Here is an 11,435-nt window from a genome sequence, read left to right on the forward strand (position 1 = left end):
TTCAAAATGGGAGTTCTGAACATGAAACGACTGAGCATCATGCTTGCCACCGCTGCCGGCCTGGCGATGTCCGCCAGCGGCGCGCTGGCCGACACCACCCTCAAGCTGGTCGAGGTCATCACCAGCCCGCAGCGCACCGAATTCCTGAAGAAGCAGATCGCCGAGTTCGAGGCCGCCAATGCCGGCGTCAAGGTCGAGGTGGTCTCGCTGCCCTGGGGCCAGGCGTTCGAGAAATTCCTCACCATGGTGCAGGCCGGCGATACGCCCGACATCGTCGAGATGCCGGAGCGCTGGATGGGCCTCTACGCCACCAACGGCCAGCTCGAGGATCTCGGTCCCTACATGGCCAAATGGGATGATGCCAAAACGCTCGGCGACCGCGCCAAGCAGTTCGGCTCGACCGTCAACAACACCCAGTTCATGATCCCGTACGGCTACTATGTGAATGCGCTGTTCTGGAACAAGAAGCTGTTCAAGGAGGCCGGTCTCGACGGCCCGCCGGCGACACTCGACGACTTCATCGCCGACTCCAAGAAGATCTCCGCCATTCCAGGCAAGTACGGCTATTGCCTGCGTGGTGGGCCGGGCGCCTTCAACGGCATGCACATGTTCATGAACATCGCCGCTGGCAAGGGCGGCTACTTCAACGAGGACGGCACCTCGACCATCAACGAGGAGGGCTCGGTCAAGGGCCTGCAGATGCTGGCCGACATGTACAAGGACGGGCTGGCGCCCAAGGATGCGGTGAGCTGGGGCTTTAACGAGACCGTCACCGGCTTCTATTCCGGCACCTGCGCCATGCTCAACCAGGATCCGGATGCGCTGATCGGCATTGCCGACAAGATGAGTGCCGACGATTTTGCCGTGGCGCCGCTGCCTGTGGGGCCAAGCGGCAAATCCTATCCGACGCTGGGCTATGCCGGCTGGGCGATGTTCGCCAATTCGCAGCACAAGGACGATGCCTGGAAGCTGATGGCGACGCTGTTGTCGCCCAAGGACAATCTCGAATGGGCCAAGGAAGTCGGCGTCGTGCCGATCCACAATGGCGCCGACCAGGATCCCCACTTCAAGACCGAGCAGTTCAAAGGCTGGTTCACCGAACTCAGCGACACTTCCAAATATGAAATGGTGACGCCGCCGACACATCTGGAGAACCTCGGCAATTTCGTCGACCAGGTGGCGATCAAGAATTTCCAGGAAGTGCTGCTCGGCCAGAAGTCGGCCAAGGACGTTGCTGATCAATGGGCCGCGTTCCTGACCAAGGAACAGCAGGACTGGCTGGCCAAGAACAAGAAGTAGTTCTTCCACCTTCTCCCCGTTTACGGGGAGAAGGTGGCCCGAATGCATGTCGCCCAAAAGTGCGTAGCGGTTTTGGGACAACGACATGCACAGACAGGCCCGGATGAGGGGCAGCGCGAGCACCCCAAGGCTGGCGCCGCCCCTCATCTGCCTGCCGGCATCTTCTCCCCGTGAACGGGGAGAAGGGTGCTGTTGCTGCTGTCGGCACCCACCCATGATTGTTGAGCGCTAATGACTTATGCCGTGTCCGAAATACGATCCGCCGGCCGGCCGCGAAAGAAGCGGCTGACGCATGCAGCAATCGAGCCCTGGCTTTATCTCAGCCCGGCGATCGTTCTGCTGGTCGTGGTGCTGCTGGTGCCGCTGATCATCGGCATTAGCTATTCGTTCCGGAAGTTCTCCGCCTTCAAATCCGAATATGTCGGTCTAGGCCAGTATCAGGCGATGCTGACCGACCAGGTGCTGGGGCAGGCGCTGGTCAACACGCTGTGGTGGACCGTCGCCAGCCTGTTCTTCCAGTTCTTCCTCGGCCTGGGTCTGGCGTTGCTGCTCGACAAACCGTTTGTCGGGCGCAAGTTCGTGCAGGCGGTGGTGTTCCTGCCCTGGGCGGTGCCATCTTTCCTGTCGGGCCTGACCTGGGCGTGGCTGTTCAATCCGATCATCGGACCACTGCCGCATTGGCTCTTCACGCTCGGGCTGAAGGCCGAGCCGACCAATGTGCTGTCCGATCCGGCGACCGCCATGTGGGGGCCGATCATCGCCAACATCTGGTTCGGCATTCCGTTCTTCGCCATCACGCTGCTGGCGGCGCTGAAGTCGATCCCGTCGGAACTGCATGAGGCGGCCGCAATCGACGGCGCTTCGCCTTGGCAGCGCTTCACCAAGGTGACGCTGCCGTTCCTGGCGCCGACCATCGTCATCACCGTCATGCTGCGTACGATCTGGATCGCGACCTTCGCCGATCTGATCTTCGTCATGACCGAGGGCGGGCCGGCCGGCTCGACCAGCACGGTGCCGGTCTACATCTATGTCAGCGCCTTCAAGTCGCTGGACAAGGGCTATGCCTCCGCGGTGGCGGTGCTGCTACTGGTACTGCTCATCGCCTATGCGATCGCGCTGATCGCCATCCGCCGCTTGCTGGTGAGGCACGTCTGATGATTGCCGGACGCTCCACCTCCTCGCGCATCTTCAGCGGCATCGGCCTCTACGCGGCGATTGCCGCCTATATGATCTTTGCGCTGTTTCCGATCTTCTGGACGCTGAAGATTTCGGTAACGCCGGAGCGGCTGCTCTATTCCGAGGGCATCACGCTGTGGCCGTCGCAGACCACCTTCCGCAACTTCATCACTGTCCTGGAAGCCTCTGACTTCCCCCGCTATTTCCTCAACAGCGTTATCGTCTCAGTGTCGACGGCGGCCCTGGTGACAGTCATCGCCACGCTCGCCGGCTACGCCATGTCGCGCTTCACCTTTCGCGGCAAGGCAACGCTGGCGATCATGCTTTTGCTGACGCAAACCTTCCCGCTGGTGATGGTCATTCCGCCGATTTACCGCGTCATGGGCGAGCTTGGCCTGACCAACAGTCTGGTTGGTCTGATCATCATCTACACCGCCTTCAACACCGCCTTCGCCACCTTTCTGATGCAGTCCTTCTTCGACGGCATTCCGAAGGATCTGGAGGAAGCGGCGATGATCGACGGCTGCACGCGGGCGCAGGCGATGCGCAAGGTGATCGTGCCGCTGACCTTGCCCGGCATGGGCGCCACGCTCGGCTTCGTCTTCACCGCCGCCTGGAGCGAATTGCTGTTCGCGCTGATGCTCATTTCCAGCGACGACCAGAAGACGTTTGCCGTCGGCCTGCTCACCTATATCGGCAAGTTCGCCGTCGACTGGGGGCAGATGATGGCGGCGTCGATCCTGGCGCTGATCCCGGTCTGCATCTTCTTCGCCTTCCTGCAACGCTATCTCGTCACCGGCCTTACCGCCGGCGCGGTCAAAGGATAATCGATGGCTTCCGTCACGCTGCAAAACGTCGAGAAGGACTACGGTTCGCTGCGCATCCTGCACGGCGTCGACCTCGAGATCGCCGATGGCGAGTTCGTCGTGCTGGTCGGCCCGTCCGGCTGTGGCAAGTCGACCCTTTTGCGCATGATTGCCGGGCTGGAGGAGGTGTCGGGCGGCGAGATCCATATCGGCGATCGGCTGGTCAACGATGTCGCGCCGAAGGACCGCGATATTGCCATGGTGTTCCAGTCCTACGCGCTCTATCCGCACATGGATGTGTCGTCGAATATGGGCTTCAGCCTGCTGTTGAAGAAGGCGGAGAAGACGAGGATCGACGGCAGGGTAGGGGCGGCAGCAAAGCGGCTCGGCCTCGACAATTTTCTCGGCCGTCTGCCCAGGCAACTGTCCGGCGGCCAACGCCAGCGCGTCGCCATGGGCCGGGCCATCGTGCGTGATCCCAAAGTGTTCCTGTTCGACGAACCGCTCAGCAATCTCGACGCCAAATTGCGCGTGCATATGCGCGCCGAGATCAAGGCGCTGCACCAGCAGCTCAAGACCACATCGGTCTATGTCACCCACGACCAGATCGAAGCCATGACTATGGCCGACCGCATCGTCGTCATGCATGACGGTTACGTCCAGCAGGTCGGCCATCCGCTCGAACTCTACGATCGGCCGATCAACACCTTCGTCGCCGGCTTCATCGGCTCGCCCGGCATGAACTTTTTTCCGGCGACAGTGGCCAAGGGCGGCAAGGTGGACGCGGTGCTGGCCGACGGCCAGAAGCTGAGATTGCCTGATGGCTTGCCATTGAAGGATGGCGATGTGCTCACCGTCGGGCTACGGCCGGAGCACATCCAGCTTGCCGACGATGGTCCGCTCAGGGCAGAGGTCGAGGTGGTCGAGCCACTCGGCCTGTCGACGCAGTTCTATGTCCGGCTCGCCAACCAGCTGGTTTGTGTCTTCGTCATGGGACGCAGCACTATCCGGCCTGGCGATAAGGTGCGGCTGTCTGCCGATCCGGCGGCGCTGCATCTGTTCGATCCCGCAAGCGGCAACCGCATCGGGTAATCCTATCGAAGGCTGCCCAGGCTGGCATACATGCCGGTGGTGCGGAACTGCGTCGGGTTGATGCCGTAGAGCCGGCGGAAGACTTTCGAGAAATAGTTGGCGTCCTCGAAGCCGCACAGGATGGCGACCTCCTTGACCGGCAGGAAATCGGCTTTGGTTAGCAGCTTCGCCGCCCGCTGCAGCCGCTGCTGCAGCACGAACTCGGCCGGCGGAACGCCTTCGCTCTCGGCGAAGCAGCGCGAGAAATGGGCGCGGCTGAGGCCGCTGATCTGGACGAGCTCGGCCACGGGCAAGGGCTTGTCGAGATTGGCGTTGATATGATCGATGACCGGCTGCATGACGCTCTGTTTCTCAGTAAAGGCGTGCGAGCCGAAGACATCGTCGTAAAGCGCCATCGCCGCCTCATAGGCGATTGCCGAAGCAGCGCCCGGCGAAGCGCCGGCCTTGATCAGGCGCAGGCTGCAATCGGCGAGATGATCGATCGTCTCCGGCTGCAGCCGAAACACCGGGCCGGAGACGCTGAGTATGGATTTGTGGACGCGCAGCGCCTCCTCGCCATTCATCGAGATCCAGAAATATTCCCAGCGGTCGCCCTTCTCCAGCCAGTAGCGATGGTTGTGTGGCACCAGCACCAGCAGCGTGTCGTTGGCCTGCAGGCGGTAGTTGCGGTTCTCGTAGCGCAGCTGGCCGGTGCCGCTGATCGTGTGCTGCAGCACGGTGAACGGTGTCTGGCCGCGCTTGCGCCCATCCCAGTCATAGGTCACGCCCTCGCGTACTTCATAGCCGGTGCTGGTTGGCATGGCATGCAGGCGCTGGCGGCCGCGCGGCAGCGAGATGGTTCGCATCAACTGTCCGTTGGCGATCAGATCATGCAGCACAAAATTACCCTCGAAAGCATAATCGTTCTCTGGCCGCGCCTTGGAATAACGGCATAATCCAAATCCTGAGAACGCGAAAGACCCGCGGTCGAGGAGCGGGCGGGGAGGAGAACGAGCCGGAATTCCGGCTCGAATGGCATGCGCGCCGAGGCGAGCCGCCATTCCCTTTCCTGTTGCTCCTTACCCGGCATTCGAATGCATCGAGGTGAGGTAATGAGTTTCAAAATCGCTATTATCGGCGCCGGCAGCGTCGGCTTCACCAAGAAGCTGTTCACCGATATTTTGTGCGTCCCGGAATTCAGCGACATCGAATTCGCGCTGACCGATCTCAGCGAACACAATCTGCAAATGATCAAGGCGATCCTCGACCGCATCGTCGAGGCCAACAAGCTGCCGACCAGGGTGACGGCGACGACCGACCGCCGCAAGGCGCTGGAAGGCGCGCGCTACGTCATCAGCTGCGTGCGGGTGGGCGGGCTCGAAGCCTATGCCGACGATATCCGCATTCCCTTGAAATACGGCATCGACCAGTGCGTCGGTGACACGATTTGCGCCGGGGGCATCCTCTACGGCCAGCGCAACATCCCGGTCATCCTCGACTTCTGCAAGGATATATTGGAGGTCGCCGAGCCAGGCGCCAAATTCCTCAACTATGCCAACCCGATGGCGATGAACACCTGGGCGGCGATCGAATATGGCAAGGTCGATACGGTCGGCCTCTGCCACGGTGTCCAGCACGGCGCCGAACAGATCGCCGAAGTGCTCGGCGCCAAGTCGCACAGCGAACTCGATTATGTCTGCTCCGGTATCAACCACCAGACCTGGTTCATCGATTTGCGGCTCAACGGCCGCAAGATCGGCAAGGACGAACTGGTGGCTGCCTTCGAGGCGCATCCGGTCTATTCGCAGCAGGAAAAGCTGCGCATCGACGTGCTGAAGCGCTTCGGCGTCTACTCCACCGAAAGCAACGGTCATCTCTCCGAATATCTGCCCTGGTATCGCAAGCGGCCGGACGAAATCACCCGCTGGATCGACATGTCCGATTGGATCCATGGCGAGACCGGCGGCTATCTTCGCTACTCAACGGAAACCCGCAACTGGTTCGAGACGGAATATCCGCAATTCCTCGAAGCGGCGTCGAAGCCGCTCGACGTATCGAAGCGCTCGAACGAACATGCCAGCCATATTCTCGAAGCGCTGGAGACGAACCGCGTCTATCGCGGCCACTTCAACGTCAAGAACACCGGCATCATCACCAATCTGCCGCAGGACGCGATCATCGAATCGCCCGGCTTCGTCGATCGCTTCGGCATCAACATGGCGTCAGGCATCACGCTGCCGGAAGCCTGCGCGGCCACCTGCATGGCTTCGATCAACGTCCAGCGCATGTCGGTGCATGCGGCTGTTACGGGCGACATTGACCTGCTCAAGCTCGCGGTGCTGCACGATCCGCTGGTGGGTGCGGTGTCGACGCCGGAAGAGGTCTGGCAGATGGTCGACGAGATGGTCGTCGCCCAGGCGCGTTGGCTGCCGCAATACGCCGATGCCGCGCCGGCCGCCATGGAGCGGCTTTCGAAATCGATGGTGAAAACCCGCGACTGGGCGGGTGCGGCGCGGCGCAAAGTGCGCTCGATCGAGGAACTGCGCGCCGAAAAAACGGCCCTGAAACAGGCCGGCTGAGAATGCTGGCAGGCGGACAGCGGGAGGCCGGTTCGCCAATCAGCCATCATGAATAGATGCGGGCAGCAGCAGACGTCGAAACATCTGGGAGGAACACAATGAGGAACTTTCGTGGAATTGGCATTCTCGCCGGTCGAAGAATTGGAATTCTCGCCGGGCGAAGAATGGGGATTCTCGCCGGGCGAAGAATTGGCATTCTCGCCGGGCTGGCGCTGAGCGTCTCGGCATCGGCGCTTGGCAGTGCATACGCGTCCGAGCCGACCACGCCGCCGGCGCCGGCGGCGTTTCCCGCCGAGGGCAAGATCAAATACGTCGCCCGCGATTCCATCCTGGAGTTCAAGGCGCTGCCCGAATATCACGAGCCCGACTGGGTCACCGAGAAATACGTCAAGACGGGCAAGCTGCCGCCGGTCAAGGATCGCCTGCCGAAGGAGCCGCTGATGTTCAAGACCGGCAACATGCCGGACGGCATCGGCGTTTATGGCGACACCATGCGCCACGTCATTGGCGGCCGGCCGGAAGGCTGGAATTATGGCGCCGGCCAGACCCAAGGATGGGGCGGCATCGACATCGGCCTTTCGGAATGCCTGACGCGCACCGCGCCTTTGTTCCAGGTCGAGGCCAAGGACACCGAGCCGCTGCCCAACCTCGCCAGGAGCTGGGACTGGTCGAAGGATGGCCACACGCTGACCATGCACCTGGTCGAAGGCGCCAAATGGTCTGACGGCGTTGCCTTCAATGCCGACGATGTCATGTTCTACTGGGACGATGAGGTCGTCGACCCCAATGTCTCGCCGTTGAACGGCGCCACAGCGGAAACCTTCGGTGTCGGCACGACGCTGAAGAAGGTCGACGACTACACCGTCGAGTGGACCTTCAAGGACGCTTTCCCCAAACAGTATCTCTACGCCATGGCCTACGGCACCTTCTGCCCCGGCCCGGCGCATATCCTGAAGCCGCAGCATCCGAAGTACTCGAAGAATACCTACGAGCAGTTCAAGAACGCGTTCCCGCCGGAATATATGAACATTCCGGTGATGGGTGCCTGGGTGCCGGTGGAGTATAGGCCCGACGACATCATCGTCTTGCGCCGCAATCCCTACTACTGGAAGGTCGACGAGAAGGGCAACCAGCTGCCCTATCTCAACGAACTGCACTACAAGCTGTCGACCTGGGCCGACCGCGACGTGCAGGCGGTGGCAGGGGCCGCCGACTTCTCCAACCTCGAGCAGCCGGAGAATTTCGTCGCTTCGCTGAAGCGAGCGGCGGACAAGGACGCGCCGGCCCGGCTCGCCTTTGGCCCGCGCCTGATCGGCTACAATCTGCGCATGAACTTTTCCGCCAATGGCTGGGGCAATCCCGACGAACGCGGCCAGGCGATCCGCGAGCTCAATCGCAATGAGGACTTCCGCAAGGGCATCACCATGGCGCTCGACCGCAAGGCGCTCGGCGACTCGCTGGTCAAGGGGCCGTTCACCGCCATCTACCCCGGTGGCTTTTCCTCGGGCACCAGCTTCTATGACCGCAACTCGACCGTCTACTATCCCTTCGACATCGAGGGCGCCAAGGCGGAACTGGCCAAGGCTGGTCTCAAGGATACGGATGGCGACGGCTTCGTGAACTTCCCGGCCGGGACCGCCGGCGGCAAGAATGTCGAGATCGTGATGCTGGTCAACAATGACTACGGCACAGACAAGAGCCTCGCCGAAGGCGTCGTCGGCCAGATGGAAAAGCTTGGCATCAGGGTCGTGCTCAACGGCCTCAACGGCACCCAGCGTGATGCCTCGCAATATTCCGGCCGCTTCGACTGGCTGATCAGGCGCAACGAGCAGGAGCTGACTTCCGTCGTGCAGAATACCGTGCAACTCGCGCCCGTCGGACCCAAGACCAGCTGGGATCACCGCGCGCCCGAAAGCGGCGTGGTCGACCTGATGCCGTTCGAAAAGGAGCTTGTCGACATCGTCAACAAGTTCGTCTCCTCGTCAGACAATGACGAGCGCGCCAGCCTGATGAAGACGTTCCAGAAGATCTCGACGGAGCATGTCTACAATATCGGACTGACCGAATATCCCGGCGCCCTGATCATCAACAAGCGCTTCTCCAACATCCCGCAGGGAACGCCGATCTTCATGTTCAACTGGGCCGAGGATTCGATCGTGCGCGAACGCGTCTTCGTCGCCGCCGACAAGCAGCAGAAATACGAACTCTTTCCCGACCAGCTTCCCGGCAAGCCCGGCGACAAGGGTCCGACGAACTGAGTTTCCTCCCCTGGCTGACGCCCGGCCGCGCTGCGCGCGCGGCCGGGACGGAGTAAGGTCAGCGGCAACAGATTAGATCCAAGGAGGAGAAACGGTCCGATGCTGCGATTCCTGGCCATGCGCATAGCATCGGCGGTGCCGGTCATGGTCATCCTGAGCCTGGTCACCTTTGCCATCATCCAGGCGCCGCCGGGCGACTATGCCGACTATATCCGTTCGCAGCTCATCAACCAGGGCGGGGCGTCTTTTGCCGAAGCCGACGCGCAGGCGCAGGCCTATCGGGTCGAGCACGGCCTCGATAAACCGCTGCCCGTCCAGTACCTGAACTGGGTCGCCGGCATCATCACCCGCGGCGATTTCGGCTACAGCCTCTATTACAACAAGCCGGTCGCCGCAGTGGTCGGCGAGCGGCTGCCGCGCACGCTGCTGCTGGCATTGGTCTGCCATCTGCTGGCGTCGGTGCTCGGCATCACCTTCGGCATCTGGGCGGCGACCAGGCAATACACATGGATCGACTCGGTGCTGTCGGCCATCTCCTTCCTCGGCATGACGGTGCCGCGCTTCCTGATGGCGCTGATCATCGTCTATCTCCTGGTCTTTCAGTTCAACGTGTCGGAGATCGGCAGCTTCTTCTCGCCGCAATATGGCGGCGCGCCGTGGTCGTGGGCGAAATTCGCCGACCTCGTCAAGCATGTCTGGCCGGTGGTGGCGATCGCCACCTTCGGCGGGCTCGCCTACAATATGCGCGTCATGCGCGGCAATCTGCTCGATACGCTGAACGCGCAATATGTCGAGACGGCCAAGGCCAAGGGCCTGACCGGCAGCGCCGTCGTCATGCGCCATGCCGTGCCCAACGCACTGCACCCGCTCATCATGTATCAGGGCGTGGTGCTGCCCTACATGCTGACCGGCGAGATCGAGACGGCGATCATCTTTGCGCTGCCGACGGTCGGGCCCGCCATCGTCGGCTCGATGGCGGTGGGCGACGTTTATGTCACGGCGACCTTCATGATGGTGCTGTCGGCAACGCTGATCGTCGGCAACATCATCGCCGACATGCTGCTCGCGCTGCTCGATCCGCGCGTACGCCAGTTCAGGGAGAGCTAGATGCTGGCGCGTGACCCATCCCCGCCGCCGCCCCCGGCTGAAGCAACCGCGATTGCGACCCCACGCGGCAATGAGAGCTATATGGCGCTGGTCTGGCGCCGGCTGAGGCGCTCCTGGACCGGCATGGCCGGGCTGATCCTGGTCGTGCTTCTGGTGCTGATGGCGCTGTTCGCCGATTTCTTCGCGCCGATGGACTCCAAGGTGACCGATGTCGCTTTCGCCCCGCCGCAAGTGATGAGTTTTCACGACAGAGACGGGAATTTCGTGCTCCAGCCGCGGGTCTATGCGCTGGCGGATTCTGCAGACCTCGACCCGGTCACCTTCCAGCCGGTCGTCGGGCCGGATTACGAGCATCCGCGCCTGCTCGGCTTCTTCGTCAAGGGCGCCGACTACCGGCTGCTTGGACTGATCCCCGCCAACCGGCATTTCTTCGCTTCGGCCGACGGCCAGCCGGTGCATTTTCTCGGCACCGACAAATTCGGCCGGGATGTGTTGTCGCGCGCCATCCAGGGCTCGCGCGTCTCGCTGATGATCGCGCTGACGGTGGTGTTCATCATCACCGTCATCGGCACCACGGTCGGCATGGTCTCGGGCTATTTCGGCGGCCGCTTCGACGTCTGGATGCAGCGCTTCGTCGAGTTGGTGCTCGCCTTCCCGCAATTGCCGCTCTATCTTGCGCTGACGACGCTGATCCCGGTGACCGCGCCGACCAACGTTTTCCTCGCCTTCGTCATCATCGTCATGTCGGCGCTGGGCTGGGCGCAGATGTCGCGCGAGGTGCGCGGCAAGACGCTGGCGCTGGCGCGGATCGACTATGTGCGCGCTGCCATGGCGGTTGGCGCCACCGACATGCGTATCATCATGCAGCACATTTTTCCCAATGTGATGAGCCACGTCATCGTCGCCGTGACGATCGCCATCCCGACGGTGGTGCTGCTCGAAGCCTTTCTCGGCTTCCTCGGCTTCGCCGTGAAACCGCCGCTGATCTCATGGGGGCTGATGCTGCAGGACACGGCTACCTATTCGGTCATCGGCACCTATCCGTGGATCCTGTCGCCGGTCGGCTTCGTGCTGATCACCGTCTTTGCCTTCAACGCGCTGGGCGACGGCCTGCGCGATGCCGTCGATCCCTATTGAGG

Annotated in this window: 9 protein-coding genes; 8 read left to right on the plus strand and 1 reads right to left on the minus strand. The window is 62.0% G+C overall.

Annotated elements, in window-relative coordinates; all coding sequences use genetic code 11:
- Positions 1–21 precede the first annotated feature (21 nt).
- From ACYG9Y_RS06005 to ACYG9Y_RS06020, 4 genes are all read left to right on the plus strand, one after another.
- Positions 22–1,299, plus strand: a complete 1,278-nt coding sequence (locus tag ACYG9Y_RS06005; RefSeq protein WP_023739505.1) for an ABC transporter substrate-binding protein — start codon at positions 22–24, stop codon at positions 1,297–1,299.
- Between the two features lie 231 nt (positions 1,300–1,530).
- Positions 1,531–2,454: a carbohydrate ABC transporter permease gene (locus ACYG9Y_RS06010; RefSeq protein ID WP_023685296.1), complete on the plus strand. Its 924-nt coding sequence runs from the start codon at positions 1,531–1,533 to the stop codon at positions 2,452–2,454.
- Positions 2,454–3,302, plus strand: a complete 849-nt coding sequence (locus tag ACYG9Y_RS06015) for a carbohydrate ABC transporter permease (RefSeq protein WP_023668128.1) — start codon at positions 2,454–2,456, stop codon at positions 3,300–3,302. The genes ACYG9Y_RS06010 and ACYG9Y_RS06015 overlap by 1 nt, the downstream gene beginning before the upstream one ends.
- Before the next feature lie 3 nt (positions 3,303–3,305).
- Entirely contained in the window at positions 3,306–4,373 is a 1,068-nt protein-coding gene (locus ACYG9Y_RS06020) for an ABC transporter ATP-binding protein (protein ID WP_023739504.1), read from the plus strand.
- Between the two features lie 2 nt (positions 4,374–4,375).
- On the opposite strand, the gene ACYG9Y_RS06025 is transcribed toward ACYG9Y_RS06020, so the two are convergent.
- Complete coding sequence (locus ACYG9Y_RS06025; protein ID WP_084014369.1) at positions 4,376–5,218, minus strand: AraC family ligand binding domain-containing protein; 843 nt, start codon at positions 5,216–5,218, stop codon at positions 4,376–4,378.
- Positions 5,219–5,464: 246 nt separating this feature from the next.
- Between ACYG9Y_RS06025 and melA the strand changes: the two genes are divergently transcribed.
- The 4 genes from melA to ACYG9Y_RS06045 all read left to right on the plus strand — a co-directional run bounded on the left by melA (position 5,465) and on the right by ACYG9Y_RS06045 (position 11,433).
- Positions 5,465–6,931 (plus strand): alpha-glucosidase/alpha-galactosidase, encoded by a 1,467-nt coding sequence (gene melA / locus ACYG9Y_RS06030; RefSeq protein WP_023739501.1) that lies wholly within the window; start codon positions 5,465–5,467, stop codon positions 6,929–6,931.
- 164 nt (positions 6,932–7,095) lie between these two features.
- Complete coding sequence (locus ACYG9Y_RS06035) at positions 7,096–9,189, plus strand: ABC transporter substrate-binding protein (protein ID WP_032923908.1); 2,094 nt, start codon at positions 7,096–7,098, stop codon at positions 9,187–9,189.
- A gap of 99 nt (positions 9,190–9,288) precedes the next feature.
- Complete coding sequence (locus ACYG9Y_RS06040; RefSeq protein WP_023668135.1) at positions 9,289–10,296, plus strand: ABC transporter permease; 1,008 nt, start codon at positions 9,289–9,291, stop codon at positions 10,294–10,296.
- The gene (locus ACYG9Y_RS06045; protein WP_023739499.1) at positions 10,297–11,433 is read left to right on the plus strand and encodes an ABC transporter permease; all 1,137 of its coding nucleotides are present in this window, start codon (positions 10,297–10,299) and stop codon (positions 11,431–11,433) included. It abuts the gene before it with no gap.
- Positions 11,434–11,435 lie beyond the last annotated feature (2 nt).

The sequence above is a fragment of the Mesorhizobium sp. W050 genome (assembly GCF_054719535.1).

Excerpts from the sequence above, each read along its gene's own strand:
- ACYG9Y_RS06005 (WP_023739505.1), top strand. The coding sequence starts at position 22 with ATGAAACGACTGAGCATCATGCTTGCCACCGCTGCCGGCCTGGCGATG.
- ACYG9Y_RS06010 (WP_023685296.1), top strand. The coding sequence starts at position 1,531 with ATGACTTATGCCGTGTCCGAAATACGATCCGCCGGCCGGCCGCGAAAG.
- ACYG9Y_RS06015 (WP_023668128.1), top strand. The coding sequence starts at position 2,454 with ATGATTGCCGGACGCTCCACCTCCTCGCGCATCTTCAGCGGCATCGGC.
- ACYG9Y_RS06020 (WP_023739504.1), top strand. The coding sequence starts at position 3,306 with ATGGCTTCCGTCACGCTGCAAAACGTCGAGAAGGACTACGGTTCGCTG.
- ACYG9Y_RS06025 (WP_084014369.1), bottom strand. The coding sequence starts at position 5,218 with ATGCGAACCATCTCGCTGCCGCGCGGCCGCCAGCGCCTGCATGCCATG.
- melA (WP_023739501.1), top strand. The coding sequence starts at position 5,465 with ATGAGTTTCAAAATCGCTATTATCGGCGCCGGCAGCGTCGGCTTCACC.
- ACYG9Y_RS06035 (WP_032923908.1), top strand. The coding sequence starts at position 7,096 with ATGGGGATTCTCGCCGGGCGAAGAATTGGCATTCTCGCCGGGCTGGCG.
- ACYG9Y_RS06040 (WP_023668135.1), top strand. The coding sequence starts at position 9,289 with ATGCTGCGATTCCTGGCCATGCGCATAGCATCGGCGGTGCCGGTCATG.
- ACYG9Y_RS06045 (WP_023739499.1), top strand. The coding sequence starts at position 10,297 with ATGCTGGCGCGTGACCCATCCCCGCCGCCGCCCCCGGCTGAAGCAACC.